Below are 16620 nucleotides of genomic sequence, written 5' to 3'. Positions count from 1 at the left end.
CTTTGCTGCTGTTTGAGCAATAAGGGTAAAACCCGGAGATCAAAAGGGAGGTAGGCCCCTTGCTAGATGTAAACAATTTCGAGTATATGAAAATAGGTCTTGCTTCACCGGATAAGATACGTTCTTGGTCACATGGTGAAGTTAAGAAGCCTGAAACGATTAACTATCGTACATTAAAACCAGAAAAAGACGGTCTATTCTGCGAACGCATTTTCGGACCGACGAAAGACTGGGAATGTCACTGTGGTAAGTATAAGCGTGTTCGATACAAAGGTGTTGTCTGTGATCGATGCGGCGTTGAAGTAACACGTGCGAAAGTCCGCCGTGAAAGAATGGGCCATATTGAACTTGCAGCCCCTGTATCCCACATTTGGTATTTCAAGGGCATCCCAAGCCGTATGGGTCTTGTGCTGGACATGTCTCCGCGTGCACTTGAGGAAGTTATTTACTTCGCTTCTTATGTTGTAACCGATCCTGGCGATACGGCTCTTGAAAAGAAGCAGCTGCTTTCTGAAAAAGAATACCGCGCATACCGTGAAAAGTACGGAAACAAGTTCCAGGCATCCATGGGTGCTGAATCCATTAAGAAGCTTCTTTCTGACATAGATCTCAATAAAGAAGTAGATTCCCTTAAAGAGGAACTTAAAACTGCCCAGGGCCAGCGACGCACTCGTGCAATCAAGCGCCTGGAAGTTCTTGAAGCTTTCCGTGGTTCTGGAAATGAACCGTCCTGGATGATTCTCGACGTTCTTCCGGTTATTCCTCCGGAGCTTCGTCCGATGGTACAGCTGGATGGCGGGCGTTTTGCCACTTCCGACCTAAATGATCTGTACCGCCGTGTAATCAACCGCAACAACCGTTTAAAGCGTTTATTGGACCTTGGTGCTCCAAGTATTATCGTTCAGAACGAAAAGCGTATGCTTCAGGAAGCTGTAGATGCGCTAATTGATAACGGCCGCCGCGGAAGACCGGTAACTGGACCAGGAAACCGCCCATTAAAATCCCTATCACATATGCTGAAAGGGAAACAAGGACGCTTCCGCCAAAACTTGCTTGGTAAGCGTGTTGACTATTCCGGACGTTCGGTTATCGTCGTAGGACCAAACTTAAAAATGTACCAGTGCGGACTACCAAAAGAAATGGCATTGGAATTATTCAAGCCATTCGTTATGAAGGAATTGGTGGAGAAGGGCTTAGCCCACAACATCAAATCTGCAAAACGCAAAATTGAAAGAGTACAGCCGGAAGTTTGGGATGTTCTTGAAAGTGTTATTAAAGAGCACCCTGTATTGCTTAACCGTGCCCCAACTCTTCACAGACTCGGCATTCAGGCATTCGAACCGACATTGGTGGAAGGACGCGCTATTCGTCTTCACCCGCTTGTATGTACTGCTTACAACGCAGACTTTGACGGTGACCAAATGGCAGTTCACGTGCCGCTTTCAGCTGAAGCACAGGCAGAAGCCCGCTTGCTGATGCTGGCAGCACAGAACATCCTGAATCCGAAAGACGGTAAGCCAGTTGTTACTCCTTCTCAGGATATGGTATTAGGTAACTACTACCTGACACTTGAAAGAGCCGGCGCTGTTGGCGAAGGTATGATTTTTAAAGATACAAGCGAAGCGCTGCTTGCTTATCAAAATGGATATGTGCACTTGCATACAAGAGTAGCTGTCCATGCTGGATCCTTAAATAATCAAACTTTCACTGAAGTACAAAATAAAAAGCTATTATTAACTACGGTTGGTAAGCTTATTTTTAACGAAATTCTGCCTGAGACATTCCCTTACATTAACGAGCCTACAAAAGAAAACCTTGAGATTGAAACTCCTGCGAAATATTTTGTAGAGCCTGCTACTGATGTAGCTGCCGTTATCAAGGAAATGCCGCTGGTAGATCCATTTAAGAAAAAAATCCTTGGAAACATTATTGCGGAAGTCTTCAAACGCTTCAAAATTACAGAAACGTCTAAAATGCTTGACCGCATGAAGAACCTTGGATTCAGGCACTCCACAAAAGCCGGTATCACAGTCGGTGTTGCTGATATCGTAGTATTAAGGGAGAAGCAGGAAATTATCCAGGAAGCACAGAGCAAGGTTGATAATGTAATGAAACAGTTCAGACGCGGTCTTATTACCGAAGACGAGCGTTATGATCGTGTTATTTCAATCTGGAGTGCAGCGAAAGATAATATCCAGGCAAAATTAATGAAGTCATTGGATAAATCCAACCCGATCTTCATGATGAGTGACTCCGGTGCCCGTGGTAACGCGTCCAACTTCACTCAGCTAGCGGGTATGCGCGGATTGATGGCCAACCCGGCTGGACGTATCATTGAATTACCGATCAAATCGAGTTTCCGTGAAGGTTTAACAGTACTTGAGTACTTTATTTCCACACACGGTGCCCGTAAAGGTCTTGCCGATACGGCTCTTAAAACAGCTGACTCAGGTTATCTGACTCGCCGTCTTGTTGATGTTGCGCAGGATGTCATCGTACGTGACGACGATTGCGGAACTGACCGCGGCTTGCTTATCGCATCCCTCAAGGATGGCACAGAAGTCATTGAAGCGCTTGAAGAGCGTCTGATTGGCCGTTATGCAAGAAGAAATATCAAGCATCCTGAGACAAATGAAGTGATCGTGCCTGAAAATGGATTGATCACTGAAGATATTGCAGTAGAAATTGTTTCAGCCGGCATTGAAAAAGTATGGATCCGCTCTGCATTCACTTGCAACACCCGCCATGGTGTATGTAAGAAGTGCTACGGCCGTAACTTAGCTACCGGCCAAGAGGTTGAAGTTGGTGAAGCAGTGGGTATTATCGCTGCCCAATCCATCGGTGAACCAGGTACACAGTTAACGATGCGTACCTTCCATACCGGCGGGGTAGCAGGAGACGATATCACTCAAGGTTTACCGCGTATCCAGGAAATTTTCGAAGCGCGTAATCCTAAAGGTCAGGCAGTTATTTCAGAGATCGATGGTGTAGTTGTCGGTCTCAACGAAGGCCGCGACCGTCAGCAGGAGATTGTTGTTCAGGGTGAAGTTGAATCCAAGACCTACACAGCACCTTATACAGCCCGCTTAAAAGTAGCTGTAAACGATGAAGTAGTGCGTGGACAGGAACTGACTGAAGGTTCTATTGACCCTAAAGAGTTAATTAAAGTTAAAGATGTAACAGCTGTTCAAGAATACTTGCTGCGTGAAGTTCAGAAGGTATACCGCATGCAGGGTGTTGAAATCGGCGATAAGCACATCGAGGTAATGGTCCGCCAGATGCTTCGCAAAGTGCGTGTAATCGATGCGGCAGAAACAGATGTGCTTCCAGGTACACTGCTTGATATCCATCAGTTTACAGATGCCAATGAAAAAGCCCTTCTTGCTGGTAAAATGCCTGCAACAGGACGTCCGGTTCTGCTGGGTATCACAAAAGCATCTCTTGAAACAGACTCATTCTTATCAGCAGCATCCTTCCAGGAGACAACAAGAGTTCTTACCGATGCAGCGATCAAAGGCAAGCGCGATGAGCTGCTTGGCCTGAAAGAGAATGTAATTATTGGTAAGCTTGTCCCTGCTGGAACAGGTATGCAGAGATACAGAAGAGCAGAGCCTTATACAAACGAGGAAACTGCTGAAGATACTGTTACTGTAGAATAATGTAATCATTGCGGTGCTTGCTTGTTTGACAGCAAGTACCGCATTTTATAGTGAATAAACAAAATAAAAATCAATTTGCTTGTTGACATTGAAATATGAAGGTGTTACTATAGCAAAGGTGCTCCTATTCACCGGATACTTTGGAGGATGCCGTAAATGTCTTATGATAAAGTATTGCAGGCAAAAAGTATTATTGTAGGAACAAAGCAAACAGTCAAAGCTCTTAAACTGGGAACAATCGATGAAGTCGTAGTCGCCAGTGATGCTGATCCTAGGATTACAGCCAAAGTGGTTAGTACAGCGAATGAGATGAACGTTCCGATTGTGTATGTCGATTCGATGAAAAAACTCGGAAAAGCATGCGGAATCGAAGTTGGGGCAGCAGCTGTTGCCATATCTATTTAAAAACTGTTTTTGTAGATTGGTATCTGCAAGAACTTTGTTTTTGCTTCAAAATGAACCACCTGGATGTGTGGGCTTAAACAAATTCGAAGGGAGGAAAAATCAAATGCCTACTATTAATCAATTAGTGCGCAAGCCTCGTCAAACTAAGTCTGAGAAGTCAAACTCACCTGCTCTTAACAAAGGCTACAACAGCTTCAAAAAAGCTCAAACAAATGTAGCTTCACCTCAAAAGCGTGGTGTTTGTACTCGTGTTGGTACAATGACTCCAAAGAAACCGAACTCTGCATTACGTAAATATGCTCGTGTTCGTTTAACAAATGGTATCGAGGTTAATGCTTACATCCCTGGTATCGGGCACAACCTTCAAGAGCACAGTGTTGTTCTTATCCGTGGAGGACGTGTAAAAGACTTACCGGGTGTGCGTTACCACATCGTGCGCGGCGCTTTAGATACTGCTGGTGTTAACAACCGTATGCAAGGCCGTTCTAAATACGGTGCTAAGCGTCCAAAAGCAGCTAAAAAATAATTCTAATTAATAGACAACCATCTTTGAAAGGAGGAACAATCCATGCCACGTAAAGGTCCTGTAGCAAAAAGAGACGTATTGCCGGATCCGATTTACAACTCAAAGCTAGTTAGCCGTCTGATCAACAAAATGATGATCGATGGTAAGAGAGGTAAATCTCAAGCAATTCTTTACTCTGCGTTCGATATCATCAGCGAGCGCACTGGCAAAGAACCAATGGAAGTTTTCGATCAGGCGCTTAAAAACATCATGCCTGTACTTGAAGTTAGAGCACGCCGTGTAGGTGGTGCAAACTACCAAGTACCAGTTGAGGTGCGTCCTGACCGCCGTACTACTCTTGGTCTTCGCTGGTTAGTAAACTATGCGCGTCTTCGCGGTGAAAAGACTATGGAAGAGCGTTTAGCTAACGAAATCCTTGATGCAGCTAACAACACTGGTGCATCTGTTAAGAAACGTGAAGATACACACAAAATGGCAGAAGCAAACAAAGCGTTTGCTCACTATCGCTGGTAAGATATACTGCTTAACTAAAATAACACTCATACTAGGAAGGAGAAAGACCCAATGGCTAGAGAGTTCTCCTTAGAAAATACTCGTAATATCGGTATCATGGCTCACATCGATGCCGGTAAAACAACAACTACTGAGCGTGTACTTTACTACACTGGCCGTATCCACAAAATCGGTGAAACGCACGAAGGTGCTTCACAGATGGACTGGATGGAGCAGGAGCAAGAGCGTGGAATCACAATCACTTCTGCTGCGACAACTGCACAGTGGAAAGGCCACCGCGTTAACATCATTGACACTCCTGGACACGTAGACTTCACAGTTGAAGTTGAACGTTCACTTCGTGTTCTTGATGGTGCGGTAGCTGTACTTGACGCACAGTCAGGTGTTGAGCCGCAAACTGAAACAGTTTGGCGTCAGGCTACTACTTACGGAGTACCACGTGTGGTATTTGTAAACAAAATGGATAAAATCGGTGCAGACTTCTTGTACTCATTGAAGACTCTTCATGATCGTCTTCAAGCGAATGCAGCTGCAATTCAATTACCGATTGGTGCTGAAGATCAATTCGAAGGCATCATCGACTTAATTGAAATGAAAGCTACATTCTACGGAAACGATTTGGGTACTGATATCGAAGACCGTGAAATTCCAGCTGAATACATGGATCAAGCAGAAGAATACCGTGAAAAGCTAATTGAAGCGGTAGCTGAACTTGATGAAGAATTAATGGAGAAATACCTTGGCGGTGAAGAAATCACTAACGAAGAGCTTAAAGCTGCTATTCGTAAAGGTACAGTAAACGTTGAATTCTACCCAGTTATCTGTGGTTCTGCTTTCAAAAACAAGGGTGTTCAAAAAATGCTTGATGCAGTAATCGACTACCTTCCATCTCCACTTGATGTACCTTCTATTAAAGGTACAACACCGGATACAGAAGAAGAGGTTACTCGTCCTTCAAGCGATGATGCACCATTCTCAGCACTTGCATTTAAAGTTATGACCGACCCTTACGTTGGTAAACTTACATTCTTCCGTGTGTATTCCGGTACATTAAACTCTGGTTCATATGTACAGAACTCTACTAAAGGAAAGCGTGAGCGTGTAGGACGTATCCTGCAAATGCATGCGAATTCCCGTGAAGAGATCTCAGTAGTACACGCTGGAGATATCGCTGCTGCTGTAGGTCTTAAAGACACTACTACAGGGGATACTCTATGTGATGAAAAGAATCTTGTTATTCTTGAGTCTATGGAATTCCCAGAGCCGGTTATCTCATTATCTATCGAGCCTAAATCAAAGGCTGACCAAGATAAAATGACAACTGCTCTTCAAAAACTTCAAGAAGAAGATCCTACATTCCGCGCTCATACTGACCAGGAAACTGGACAGGTTATCATCGCGGGTATGGGTGAGCTTCACCTTGATATCCTTGTTGACCGTATGAGACGTGAATTTAAAGTGGAAGCTAACGTAGGTGCTCCTCAGGTTGCATACCGTGAAACTTTCCGCGGTTCAGCTCAGGTTGAAGGTAAATTCGCACGTCAATCCGGTGGACGCGGACAATTCGGTCACGTTTGGATCGAATTTAGTCCTAATGAAGAAGGTAAAGGCTTCGAATTCGAAAACGGAATCGTTGGTGGTGTCGTTCCTCGTGAATACATCCCAGCTGTTCAAGCGGGTCTTGAAGATTCTCTAGATAGAGGAGTACTTGCCGGATTCCCAATGGTAGACATCAAAGCCCGTTTATTTGACGGTTCTTACCATGATGTTGACTCCTCTGAAATGGCGTTTAAGATTGCTGCATCTATGGCACTTAAAAACGCTGCGTCAAAATGTAACCCTGTAATTCTTGAGCCGGTTATGAAGGTTGAAGTCGTAATCCCTGAAGAATACATGGGAGACATCATGGGTGATGTAACTTCACGCCGTGGACGCGTTGAAGGTATGGAAGCTCGCGGTAACGCACAAGTAGTTCGTGCGATGGTTCCACTATCAGAAATGTTTGGATATGCAACTTCATTGCGTTCTAACACGCAAGGACGCGGTACATTCTCAATGCACTTCGACCACTATGAAGAAGTACCAAAATCAATTTCTGAAGAAATCATCAAAAAAAATAAAGGTGAATAATTGATTTTACCTTTTCAATAAAGTATAACTACTATTGTAGGCTATAAGCGCTGTGGAAAGGGAAACCTCTCCACAGCATCAAATACTTAACTTTTATAATCTGAAGGAGGATTTTTCAAATGGCAAAAGCTAAATTTGACCGTTCAAAACCCCATGTTAACATCGGTACTATCGGACACGTTGACCATGGTAAAACTACTTTAACTGCAGCTATCACAACTGTTCTTTCTAAAAAGGGCGGCGGTGAAGCACGCGGATACGATCAAATCGACGCGGCTCCAGAAGAGCGCGAGCGTGGAATCACAATCTCAACTGCACACGTTGAGTACGAAACTGAAAACCGTCACTATGCACACGTTGACTGCCCAGGTCACGCTGACTATGTTAAAAACATGATCACTGGTGCTGCACAAATGGACGGCGGAATCCTAGTTGTTTCTGCTGCTGACGGCCCAATGCCACAAACTCGTGAGCACATCCTTCTTTCTCGTCAGGTTGGTGTTCCTTTCCTTGTTGTATTCATGAACAAGTGTGACATGGTTGACGACGAAGAACTACTTGAATTAGTAGAAATGGAAGTTCGTGACCTTCTTTCTGAGTACGAATTCCCTGGTGATGACATTCCTGTAATCAAAGGTTCTGCACTTAAAGCTCTTGAAGGAGAAGCTGAGTGGGAAGCTAAAATCGAAGAACTTATGGCAGCTGTTGACGAGTACATCCCAACTCCAACTCGTGACACTGACAAGCCATTCATGATGCCTGTTGAGGATGTATTCTCAATCACTGGCCGTGGTACTGTTGCTACAGGACGTGTTGAGCGTGGACAAGTTAAAGTCGGTGACGTTATCGAAATCATCGGTCTTGCTGAAGAGCCAAAATCAACTACTGTAACTGGTGTAGAAATGTTCCGTAAGCTTCTTGACTATGCTGAAGCTGGAGACAACATTGGTGCCCTTCTTCGTGGTGTTGCGCGTGAAGATATCCAACGTGGACAAGTACTTGCTAAGCCAGGTTCAATCACTCCACACACTAAGTTCAAAGCTGAAGTTTACGTTCTTTCAAAAGAAGAAGGTGGACGTCATACTCCATTCTTCACTAACTACCGTCCTCAGTTCTACTTCCGTACAACTGATGTAACTGGTATCTGTAATCTTCCTGAAGGCGTAGAAATGGTTATGCCTGGAGATAACATCGAAATGACTGTAGAACTAATCGCTCCAATCGCTATCGAAGAAGGTACTAAATTCTCTATCCGTGAGGGTGGACGTACTGTAGGCGCTGGCGTAGTTGCTACAATCCAAGAGTAATCTCAACTAATAAAAACAGATGGGTGACGACCCATCTGTTTTTTTGTATGCTGCTTCAATAATTTAAGACATAAAAAGATGAATGAAATAAAAAAGCATCGATCGTATTCCAATAAGATTTCTTGCGGGTCTGCTTCTAATCGCCGAAAAGAGATACTTCCTCCTTAACACTCCCCCGATCAAAACCGCTTTTCTTCTATATATAATCACCATTATATTTTTCTATTTAACTAACCACAGTGCAAATAGTTAGACTTCTTCCTATACTATTGAAAACTCAATACACAGCAGTTATAATAGTAAAAGTGTGCGGAACAAAAAGAAATAACATATACATGTTGCATTTCATTTATTGTTTCTGTATAATAGACAATGTTGGTCTTTGACTGCGATGATGTGAAAGGTTGCTGACACACCCGGCCGCTTTGCCATGGCGAGTGTGTGGGAAATTTTCACGGAGAATGTCTATATTAAAATAGGCGAAAAGGAGGGAAAATAATGGCAAAACAAAAAATTCGTATTCGTTTAAAAGCGTATGATCACAGAATTCTAGATCAATCAGCAGAAAAGATTGTTGAGACTGCAAAACGTTCTGGTGCGGCTGTTTCAGGTCCGATTCCATTACCAACTGAGAAGTCTATTTACACAATCCTACGTGCGGTTCACAAGTATAAAGACTCTCGTGAACAGTTCGAAATGCGTACGCATAAACGTCTAATCGACATCGTTAACCCAACACCACAAACGGTTGATTCTCTAATGCGTTTAGACTTACCGTCAGGTGTAGATATCGAAATCAAACTTTAATCAATAAATAATCATAAGAAACTTAGGAGGTGTGACTGAAATGACCAAAGGAATCTTAGGAAGAAAGATTGGTATGACTCAAGTATTTGCTGAAAACGGTGATCTTATCCCGGTAACAGTAGTTGAGGCAGCTGCTAACGTTGTTCTTCAGAAGAAATCAGTTGAAACTGATGGATATGAAGCAATCCAGATTGGATTCGAAGACAAGCGCGACAAGTTGTCCAACAAACCTGAAAAAGGGCATGTTGCTAAAGCAAACACTGCTCCTAAGCGCTTCGTACGCGAATTCCGCGGAGCTGATTTAGGACAATATGAAGTTGGTCAAGAAGTCAAAGTTGATATTTTCGCAGAAGGCGATACTGTTGATGTAACAGGAATTTCAAAAGGTAAAGGTTTCCAGGGTGCCATCAAGCGCCACGGACAATCTCGCGGGCCTATGGCTCACGGTTCTCGTTACCACCGTCGCCCTGGTTCAATGGGTCCTGTAGCTCCAAACCGTGTATTCAAAGGTAAATTATTACCTGGACGTATGGGCGGAGAGCAAGTGACTGTACAAAACCTTGAAATCGTTAAAGTTGATGTTGAACGCAACCTTCTTTTGATCAAAGGTAATGTACCTGGTGCCAGAAAAGCATTAGTAAAAATCAAAAGTGCGGTAAAAGCATAATAATTAAACCGGAAAGGAGGAAAACAGAATGCCGAAAGTAGCATTGTTTAACCAAAGCGGATCTAAAGTTGGTGATATCGAACTTAATGATGCGATCTTTGGTATCGAGCCTAACCAGCACGTATTATTCGAAGCCGTTGTTATGCAAAGAGCTTCATTACGTCAAGGGACTCATAAAACTAAAATTCGTTCTGAAGTAGCGGGCGGAGGACGCAAGCCATGGCGCCAAAAAGGCACAGGCCGTGCACGTCAAGGTTCAATCCGTTCACCACAATGGCGCGGAGGCGGTACTGTATTTGGTCCTGTACCACGCAGCTACAGCTACAAACTGCCTAAAAAGGTTCGCCGTCTGGCAATCAAATCTGCGTTATCTTCTAAAGTATTAGAAGAAAACATCCTAGTATTAGAAGGCCTTGCTTTCGAAGCTCCTAAAACTAAAGACTTTAAAGGTGTATTAACTGGTCTTTCTGTTGATTCAAAAGCGCTTATCGTAACTGCAGACCTAGATGAGAACGTGGCACTATCTGCCCGTAACATCCCTGGTGTAACAGTTGTGTCTGCTTCTGGAATCACTGTTTTAGATGTTTTAAACCATGATAAGCTTATCATGACGAAAGCAGCGGTTGAAAAAGTAGAGGAGGTGCTTGCATAATGGATGCACGCGATATCATTAAGCGCCCCGTAATCACTGAACGTTCTACTGACATTATGGCTGATAAAAAATATACGTTCGAAGTTGACGTACGAGCTAACAAGACTCAAGTTAAAGACGCTGTAGAGCAAATCTTTGGCGTTAAAGTTGAGAAAGTTAACATCATGAACTACAAAGGCAAGTTCAAGCGTATGGGCAAATTCGGCGGTTACACTAACAAACGCCGTAAAGCGATCGTTAAATTAACAGCTGAAAGCCAAGAAATCGAGCTATTTGAAGCTTAATCACTATAACTAGAAGAGGAGGGAAACGAAATGGCGATTAAAAAGTATAAACCTACCTCTAATGGTCGTCGCGGCATGACGGTTTCTGATTTCGCAGAAATCACGACTAACCAACCAGAAAAGTCTTTACTTGCTCCTTTAAAGAGAAAAGGCGGCCGTAACAACCAAGGTAAGTTGACAGTTCGTCATCAAGGCGGCGGTCATAAACGTCAATATCGTATCATCGATTTTAAACGTACCAAAGATGGCATTCCAGGACGCGTTGCCACAATCGAATATGATCCAAACCGCTCTGCAAATATTGCACTAATTAACTATGTAGATGGAGAAAAGCGTTACATCCTTGCACCTAAGAACTTACAGGTGGGCATGGAAGTAATGTCTGGTCCTGAAGCAGATATCAAAGTGGGTAATGCACTTCCACTAGCTAACATTCCAGTGGGTACTGTAATCCACAACATCGAATTAAAACCTGGTAAAGGCGGACAATTAGTACGCTCTGCTGGTACTTCTGCACAAGTTCTTGGTAAAGAAGGCAAGTACGTATTAGTTCGTTTAAACTCTGGTGAAGTTCGCATGATTCTTGCTGAGTGCCGTGCGACTGTTGGTCAAGTCGGAAACGAGCAGCACGAGCTTATTAACATTGGTAAAGCAGGTCGTTCACGCTGGTTAGGCAAGCGCCCAACTGTACGTGGATCTGTAATGAACCCTAACGATCACCCACACGGTGGTGGTGAAGGACGTGCGCCAATCGGACGTAAGTCTCCTATGACTCCTTGGGGCAAGCCAACACTTGGTTACAAGACACGCAAGAAGAACAACAAATCAGACAAATTTATCGTACGTCGTCGTAAAAAATAACGGGATTGTACTACGGTTCCAACTAAGAACCGTAGAGCAATCACGAAGGGAGGTTCAATCATGGGTCGCAGCTTAAAAAAAGGACCTTTTGTTGATGAACATTTAATGACAAAGATCGAAAAGCTTAATGAAACAGAAAGCAAGCAAGTTACTAAAACTTGGTCTCGCCGTTCTACGATCTTCCCACAATTCATCGGACACACAATCGCAGTTTATGATGGTCGTAAACATGTGCCTGTATACATCACTGAAGACATGGTAGGCCACAAGCTTGGAGAATTTGCTCCAACACGTGCGTACAAAGGCCATGGCAATGATGATAAGAAAACAAGACGTTAATGAGAGGAGGGCATTCTAATGCAAGCTAAAGCTGTTGCAAGAACAGTTCGTATTGCTCCTCGTAAAGCTCGTTTAGTCGTAGATTTAATTCGAGGAAAGCAAGTAGGCGAAGCAGTGGCGATTTTAAACCTTACACCTAAAGCTGCTTCTCCAATCGTAGAGAAAGTTTTAAAATCTGCACTAGCTAACGCTGAGCACAACTACGAAATGGACGTTAACAACCTGGTAGTTGCTCAAGCATTCGTAGACGAAGGACCAACTTTAAAACGTTTCCGTCCTCGCGCTATGGGCCGTGCAAGCCAAATCAACAAGCGCACTAGCCATATTACTATCGTTTTATCAGAAAAGAAGGAGGGATAATCAGTGGGTCAAAAAGTAAATCCAGTCGGTTTGCGTGTCGGTGTCATCCGTGATTGGGAGTCAAAATGGTACGCAGGCAAAGACTATGCTGATCTTTTACACGAAGACCTTAAGGTTCGTGAGTACATCACAAAGCGCTTAAGCGATGCTTCTGTTTCTAAAGTAGAAATCGAACGTGCTGCTAATCGCCTGAACATCACTATCCACACTGCGAAACCAGGAATGGTTATCGGTAAAGGTGGTACTGAGGTTGAAGCACTTCGTAAGTCACTTAACTCATTAACTGGCAAGCGTGTTCACATCAACATTCTTGAAATCAAAAGAGCAGATATCGATGCGAAATTGGTTGCGGAAAACATTGCTCGTCAATTAGAAAACCGCGTATCTTTCCGTCGTGCTCAAAAACAAACTATTCAACGTGCAATGCGCGCTGGCGCTAAAGGTATCAAGACAATGGTATCTGGTCGTTTAGGCGGTGCTGATATCGCTCGTTCAGAATCATACAGCGAAGGAACAGTTCCACTTCATACTCTTCGTGCTGATATCGATTATGCTACAGCTGAAGCTGATACAACTTACGGTAAATTGGGCGTAAAAGTATGGATCTATCGTGGAGAGGTCCTTCCTACGAAGAAGAAAACTGGGGAAGGAGGCAAATAATATGTTATTGCCAAAGCGCGTAAAATATCGTCGTGTACACCGCGGAAAAATGCGTGGTCAATCAAAAGGCGGAACTGAAGTAAACTTCGGTGAATATGGCCTTCAAGCTCTAGAAGCTTCTTGGATCACTAACCGTCAAATTGAATCTGCACGTATTGCAATGACTCGTTACATGAAACGTGGCGGTAAAGTTTGGATTCAAATTTTCCCTCACAAACCATACACTGCAAAGCCTCTAGAAGTCCGCATGGGTTCCGGTAAAGGTGCTCCTGAAGGATGGGTAGCAGTTGTTAAGCCTGGTAAAGTAATGTTCGAAATCGCTGGTGTATCTGAAGAGATCGCTCGTGAAGCATTACGTCTTGCAGCACACAAACTTCCAGTTAAGTGCAAGTTTGTAAAACGAGAAGAAATTGGTGGTGAATCAAATGAAAGCTAATGAAATTCGTGACCTTACCACTGCCGAAATTGAACAAAAAGTAAAATCATTAAAAGAAGAGCTTTTCAACCTTCGCTTTCAATTGGCGACTGGACAACTTGAAAACACAGCTCGCATTCGTGAAGTACGCAAAGCGATTGCCCGCATGAAAACTGTTATTCGTGAAAGAGAAATCGGCTTTAGCAAGTGATATTGAGAGGAGGTTCGCACAATGAGTGAACGCAACCAACGCAAAGTTTACACTGGACGCGTCGTTTCTGACAAAATGGATAAGACAGTAACGGTTCTTGTCGAAACTTACAAAAAGCATCCACTTTACGGTAAACGCGTTAAGTACTCTAAAAAGTTCAAGGCTCATGATGAGCAAAACCAAGCAAAAACTGGCGATATCGTTCGTATTATGGAAACTCGTCCACTATCTGCGACTAAACGCTTCCGTCTTGTAGAAGTAGTTGAAAAAGCAGTTATTATCTAATTGTTCGGTTGGGAGATTTATCCCGAAGGGAGGTTACACACATGATTCAACAAGAATCACGTTTAAAAGTTGCTGACAACTCTGGTGCTCGTGAAGTACTTACAATCAAAGTTCTTGGTGGCTCTGGCCGCAAAACTGCTAACATCGGTGATGTTATCGTTTGTACAGTGAAACAAGCAACACCAGGTGGCGTTGTTAAAAAAGGTGATGTTGTTAAAGCGGTAGTTGTTCGTACTAAGAGCGGTGTACGCCGTAATGACGGTACTTACATTCGTTTCGATGAAAACGCATGTGTAATTATTCGTGATGACAAAGGACCACGCGGAACTCGTATCTTCGGACCGGTTGCCCGTGAACTACGTGAAAACAACTTCATGAAAATTGTATCTTTAGCTCCAGAAGTATTATAAATAACAAATCAAATTGCCTTTAAGGAGGTGCGCACAGATGCATGTGAAAAAAGGTGACAAAGTTATGGTCATCTCTGGTAAGGATAAAGGCAAAACGGGCGTTATTCTTGCAGCGTTCCCTAAACAAAGCCGAGTGCTTGTTGAAGGAGTTAACATTGTAAAGAAACACTCTAAGCCTTCTCAGATGAACCCGCAAGGCGGAATCATCAGCCAAGAGGCACCTGTTCATGTATCAAACGTTATGCCTGTCGATCCTAAATCTGGTGAACCAACTCGTGTAGGCTATAAAACGGTTGATGGCAAAAAAGTACGTGTTGCAACAAAATCCGGTGAAGTTCTAGATAAATAGTTCAAAGAAGAAGGGAGGTACAATGAATGAACCGCCTAAAAGAAAAGCATTCAAAAGAAATTACTCCTGCTCTAATGAGCAAGTTTAACTATAAATCAGTTATGCAAGCACCTAAGCTTGAAAAAATCGTTATCAACATGGGTGTTGGTGACGCTGTTCAAAACGCTAAAGCACTAGATAAAGCTGTTGAGGAATTAACTTTGATCACTGGTCAAAAACCGGTTATCACTCGCGCTAAGAAATCAATCGCTGGCTTCCGTCTTCGTGAAGGTATGCCAATCGGTGCGAAGGTTACTCTTCGTGGAGAGCGCATGTATGAGTTCTTTGATAAGTTAGTATCTGTATCTCTTCCACGTGTACGTGACTTCCGCGGTATCTCTAAGAAGTCATTTGACGGCCGTGGTAACTATACTCTAGGTGTCAAAGAACAGTTGATCTTCCCTGAGATTGATTACGATAAAGTAAGCAAAGTTCGTGGTATGGATATCGTTATCGTAACTACAGCTAACACTGATGAAGAAGCTCGTGAACTTTTAACTCAATTTGGAATGCCATTCCAAAAGTAATCGCTAAATAGAGGGAGGCGAAAACGTGGCTAAAAAGTCAATGATTGCGAAACAAAAACGCACGCCTAAACACAAGGTACAGGAGTACACTCGCTGCGAACGCTGCGGACGTCCACATTCTGTATACCGTAAATTTAAGCTTTGTCGTATTTGTTTCCGTGAATTAGCATATAAAGGACAAATTCCTGGCGTGAAAAAAGCTAGCTGGTAAACCCCAAGCATGGGAAGGAGGTAAAAACAATGGTCATGACAGATCCAATTGCAGACTTGCTTACTCGCATCCGTAATGCGAACATGGTTCGTCACGAAAAATTAGAAGTTCCTGCTTCTAACATCAAGAAAGAAATTGCAGAGATCTTAAAGCGTGAAGGTTTTGTACGTGATGTTGAGCTTATCGAGGATAACAAGCAAGGCATCATCCGCATTTTCCTAAAATACGGTTCAAACAACGAACGCGTTATCACTGGTCTTAAGCGTATCAGTAAGCCTGGTCTTCGTGTATACGCAAAGGCTGATGAAGTACCTCGCGTACTTAACGGTCTTGGAATCGCACTAGTTTCTACTTCTCAAGGAGTTATCACTGATAAAGAAGCCCGCGCTAAACAAGTCGGCGGAGAAGTATTAGCATACGTTTGGTAATAGAGTTTTTCATGAATGGAGGTGCAATTAAATGTCTCGTATAGGTAAAAAACCAATCGAAATTCCAACTGGTGTTACTGTTACTAATGACAATAACACTGTTACTGTGAAGGGTCCTAAAGGTGAACTAACTCGTTCATTCAACCAGGATATCGAAATCAAGGTGGAGGACAGCGTAATCAACGTTTCCCGTCCATCTGATGCGAAAGAACACCGCGCATTGCACGGAACAACTCGCGCACTTCTAGCTAACATGGTTGAGGGTGTGTCAAAAGGATTCGAAAGAGGACTAGAGCTTATCGGTGTCGGTTACCGTGCTCAAAAACAAGGCAAAAAGCTTGTTTTAAACGTTGGTTACTCTCATCCTGTTGAAATCGAGCCTGAAGAAGGTATTGAGGTTGAAGTGCCATCTAACACAAAGATCATTGTTAAAGGTACTAACAAAGAGCGTGTTGGCGCATTGGCTGCTAACATTCGTGATGTTCGTCCTCCAGAGCCTTACAAAGGTAAAGGTATCCGCTATGAAGGCGAATATGTTCGTCGTAAAGAAGGTAAAACTGGTAAGTAATGCCGCT

Annotated in this window: 23 protein-coding genes; all 23 read left to right on the top strand. The window is 43.3% G+C overall.

Annotated elements, in window-relative coordinates:
* Positions 1–59: 59 nt before the first annotated feature.
* The 23 genes from rpoC to rplF all read left to right on the top strand — a co-directional run bounded on the left by rpoC (position 60) and on the right by rplF (position 16613).
* Positions 60–3659, top strand: a complete 3600-nt coding sequence (rpoC, locus tag NYE23_RS20510; RefSeq protein ID WP_341080359.1) for a DNA-directed RNA polymerase subunit beta' — start codon at positions 60–62, stop codon at positions 3657–3659.
* 156 nt (positions 3660–3815) lie between these two features.
* Entirely contained in the window at positions 3816–4064 is a 249-nt protein-coding gene (locus NYE23_RS20505) for a 50S ribosomal protein L7ae-like protein (RefSeq protein ID WP_341080356.1), read from the top strand.
* Between the two features lie 103 nt (positions 4065–4167).
* Positions 4168–4590, top strand: a complete 423-nt coding sequence (rpsL, locus tag NYE23_RS20500) for a 30S ribosomal protein S12 (RefSeq protein ID WP_009336562.1) — start codon at positions 4168–4170, stop codon at positions 4588–4590.
* A gap of 42 nt (positions 4591–4632) precedes the next feature.
* A complete protein-coding gene (gene rpsG / locus NYE23_RS20495) occupies positions 4633–5103 on the top strand; it encodes a 30S ribosomal protein S7 (protein WP_009336565.1) in 471 nt (156 codons plus the stop codon).
* Positions 5104–5154: 51 nt separating this feature from the next.
* Positions 5155–7233: an elongation factor G gene (gene fusA / locus NYE23_RS20490; RefSeq protein ID WP_341080352.1), complete on the top strand. Its 2079-nt coding sequence runs from the start codon at positions 5155–5157 to the stop codon at positions 7231–7233.
* Between the two features lie 119 nt (positions 7234–7352).
* Entirely contained in the window at positions 7353–8540 is a 1188-nt protein-coding gene (tuf, locus tag NYE23_RS20485) for an elongation factor Tu (protein ID WP_009336569.1), read from the top strand.
* A gap of 498 nt (positions 8541–9038) precedes the next feature.
* Positions 9039–9347 carry a 30S ribosomal protein S10 gene (rpsJ, locus tag NYE23_RS20480; protein WP_009336571.1) on the top strand — a complete coding sequence of 103 codons (309 nt, stop codon included), beginning with the start codon at positions 9039–9041 and terminating at the stop codon, positions 9345–9347.
* 40 nt (positions 9348–9387) lie between these two features.
* Positions 9388–10014, top strand: a complete 627-nt coding sequence (rplC, locus tag NYE23_RS20475) for a 50S ribosomal protein L3 (protein WP_035332300.1) — start codon at positions 9388–9390, stop codon at positions 10012–10014.
* Between the two features lie 28 nt (positions 10015–10042).
* Positions 10043–10666: a 50S ribosomal protein L4 gene (rplD, locus tag NYE23_RS20470; protein ID WP_035332298.1), complete on the top strand. Its 624-nt coding sequence runs from the start codon at positions 10043–10045 to the stop codon at positions 10664–10666.
* On the top strand, positions 10666–10950 hold the full coding sequence (rplW, locus tag NYE23_RS20465; protein WP_035332296.1) for a 50S ribosomal protein L23: 285 nt from the start codon (positions 10666–10668) through the stop codon (positions 10948–10950). The genes rplD and rplW overlap by 1 nt, the downstream gene beginning before the upstream one ends.
* A gap of 30 nt (positions 10951–10980) precedes the next feature.
* Positions 10981–11811: a 50S ribosomal protein L2 gene (gene rplB, locus NYE23_RS20460; RefSeq protein ID WP_035332294.1), complete on the top strand. Its 831-nt coding sequence runs from the start codon at positions 10981–10983 to the stop codon at positions 11809–11811.
* Positions 11812–11871: 60 nt separating this feature from the next.
* Positions 11872–12150 carry a 30S ribosomal protein S19 gene (rpsS, locus tag NYE23_RS20455; protein WP_009336580.1) on the top strand — a complete coding sequence of 93 codons (279 nt, stop codon included), beginning with the start codon at positions 11872–11874 and terminating at the stop codon, positions 12148–12150.
* Between the two features lie 18 nt (positions 12151–12168).
* The gene (rplV, locus tag NYE23_RS20450) at positions 12169–12510 is read left to right on the top strand and encodes a 50S ribosomal protein L22 (RefSeq protein WP_009336582.1); all 342 of its coding nucleotides are present in this window, start codon (positions 12169–12171) and stop codon (positions 12508–12510) included.
* A gap of 3 nt (positions 12511–12513) precedes the next feature.
* A complete protein-coding gene (gene rpsC, locus NYE23_RS20445) occupies positions 12514–13170 on the top strand; it encodes a 30S ribosomal protein S3 (protein WP_009336585.1) in 657 nt (218 codons plus the stop codon).
* A 1-nt stretch (position 13171) separates the two neighbouring features.
* Positions 13172–13606, top strand: a complete 435-nt coding sequence (gene rplP / locus NYE23_RS20440) for a 50S ribosomal protein L16 (protein WP_048011516.1) — start codon at positions 13172–13174, stop codon at positions 13604–13606.
* Entirely contained in the window at positions 13596–13796 is a 201-nt protein-coding gene (gene rpmC / locus NYE23_RS20435) for a 50S ribosomal protein L29 (protein WP_009336588.1), read from the top strand. Before rplP ends, rpmC begins: the two co-directional genes overlap by 11 nt.
* 21 nt (positions 13797–13817) lie before the next feature.
* A complete protein-coding gene (gene rpsQ / locus NYE23_RS20430; protein WP_009336589.1) occupies positions 13818–14081 on the top strand; it encodes a 30S ribosomal protein S17 in 264 nt (87 codons plus the stop codon).
* 41 nt (positions 14082–14122) lie between these two features.
* Complete coding sequence (gene rplN, locus NYE23_RS20425) at positions 14123–14491, top strand: 50S ribosomal protein L14 (protein ID WP_009336590.1); 369 nt, start codon at positions 14123–14125, stop codon at positions 14489–14491.
* A gap of 37 nt (positions 14492–14528) precedes the next feature.
* The gene (rplX, locus tag NYE23_RS20420) at positions 14529–14840 is read left to right on the top strand and encodes a 50S ribosomal protein L24 (protein ID WP_035332291.1); all 312 of its coding nucleotides are present in this window, start codon (positions 14529–14531) and stop codon (positions 14838–14840) included.
* A 26-nt stretch (positions 14841–14866) separates the two neighbouring features.
* Positions 14867–15406 (top strand): 50S ribosomal protein L5, encoded by a 540-nt coding sequence (rplE, locus tag NYE23_RS20415; protein ID WP_009336592.1) that lies wholly within the window; start codon positions 14867–14869, stop codon positions 15404–15406.
* Positions 15407–15431: 25 nt separating this feature from the next.
* Positions 15432–15617 carry a 30S ribosomal protein S14 gene (rpsN, locus tag NYE23_RS20410; protein WP_009336593.1) on the top strand — a complete coding sequence of 62 codons (186 nt, stop codon included), beginning with the start codon at positions 15432–15434 and terminating at the stop codon, positions 15615–15617.
* A gap of 29 nt (positions 15618–15646) precedes the next feature.
* Positions 15647–16045: a 30S ribosomal protein S8 gene (rpsH, locus tag NYE23_RS20405; RefSeq protein WP_035332289.1), complete on the top strand. Its 399-nt coding sequence runs from the start codon at positions 15647–15649 to the stop codon at positions 16043–16045.
* A gap of 31 nt (positions 16046–16076) precedes the next feature.
* The gene (gene rplF / locus NYE23_RS20400) at positions 16077–16613 is read left to right on the top strand and encodes a 50S ribosomal protein L6 (protein WP_035332287.1); all 537 of its coding nucleotides are present in this window, start codon (positions 16077–16079) and stop codon (positions 16611–16613) included.
* The last annotated feature ends 7 nt before the right edge of the window (positions 16614–16620 follow it).

The sequence above is a fragment of the Cytobacillus sp. FSL H8-0458 genome (assembly GCF_038002165.1).
Classification (GTDB): domain Bacteria; phylum Bacillota; class Bacilli; order Bacillales; family Cytobacillaceae; genus Cytobacillus.
This window is presented reverse-complemented; position numbering and strand designations above follow the sequence as displayed.

Bases quoted from the DNA above. Each gene is read 5' to 3' on its own strand.
- rplP (WP_048011516.1), top strand. From the start codon at position 13,172: ATGTTATTGCCAAAGCGCGTAAAATATCGTCGTGTACACCGCGGAAAA.
- rplW (WP_035332296.1), top strand. From the start codon at position 10,666: ATGGATGCACGCGATATCATTAAGCGCCCCGTAATCACTGAACGTTCT.
- rpsQ (WP_009336589.1), top strand. From the start codon at position 13,818: ATGAGTGAACGCAACCAACGCAAAGTTTACACTGGACGCGTCGTTTCT.
- rpsS (WP_009336580.1), top strand. From the start codon at position 11,872: ATGGGTCGCAGCTTAAAAAAAGGACCTTTTGTTGATGAACATTTAATG.
- tuf (WP_009336569.1), top strand. From the start codon at position 7,353: ATGGCAAAAGCTAAATTTGACCGTTCAAAACCCCATGTTAACATCGGT.
- rplF (WP_035332287.1), top strand. From the start codon at position 16,077: ATGTCTCGTATAGGTAAAAAACCAATCGAAATTCCAACTGGTGTTACT.
- rplN (WP_009336590.1), top strand. From the start codon at position 14,123: ATGATTCAACAAGAATCACGTTTAAAAGTTGCTGACAACTCTGGTGCT.
- rpsL (WP_009336562.1), top strand. From the start codon at position 4,168: ATGCCTACTATTAATCAATTAGTGCGCAAGCCTCGTCAAACTAAGTCT.
- rpsJ (WP_009336571.1), top strand. From the start codon at position 9,039: ATGGCAAAACAAAAAATTCGTATTCGTTTAAAAGCGTATGATCACAGA.
- rpmC (WP_009336588.1), top strand. From the start codon at position 13,596: ATGAAAGCTAATGAAATTCGTGACCTTACCACTGCCGAAATTGAACAA.
- NYE23_RS20505 (WP_341080356.1), top strand. From the start codon at position 3,816: ATGTCTTATGATAAAGTATTGCAGGCAAAAAGTATTATTGTAGGAACA.
- fusA (WP_341080352.1), top strand. From the start codon at position 5,155: ATGGCTAGAGAGTTCTCCTTAGAAAATACTCGTAATATCGGTATCATG.
- rplC (WP_035332300.1), top strand. From the start codon at position 9,388: ATGACCAAAGGAATCTTAGGAAGAAAGATTGGTATGACTCAAGTATTT.
- rplE (WP_009336592.1), top strand. From the start codon at position 14,867: ATGAACCGCCTAAAAGAAAAGCATTCAAAAGAAATTACTCCTGCTCTA.
- rplV (WP_009336582.1), top strand. From the start codon at position 12,169: ATGCAAGCTAAAGCTGTTGCAAGAACAGTTCGTATTGCTCCTCGTAAA.
- rpsG (WP_009336565.1), top strand. From the start codon at position 4,633: ATGCCACGTAAAGGTCCTGTAGCAAAAAGAGACGTATTGCCGGATCCG.
- rpsH (WP_035332289.1), top strand. From the start codon at position 15,647: ATGGTCATGACAGATCCAATTGCAGACTTGCTTACTCGCATCCGTAAT.
- rplB (WP_035332294.1), top strand. From the start codon at position 10,981: ATGGCGATTAAAAAGTATAAACCTACCTCTAATGGTCGTCGCGGCATG.
- rplD (WP_035332298.1), top strand. From the start codon at position 10,043: ATGCCGAAAGTAGCATTGTTTAACCAAAGCGGATCTAAAGTTGGTGAT.
- rplX (WP_035332291.1), top strand. From the start codon at position 14,529: ATGCATGTGAAAAAAGGTGACAAAGTTATGGTCATCTCTGGTAAGGAT.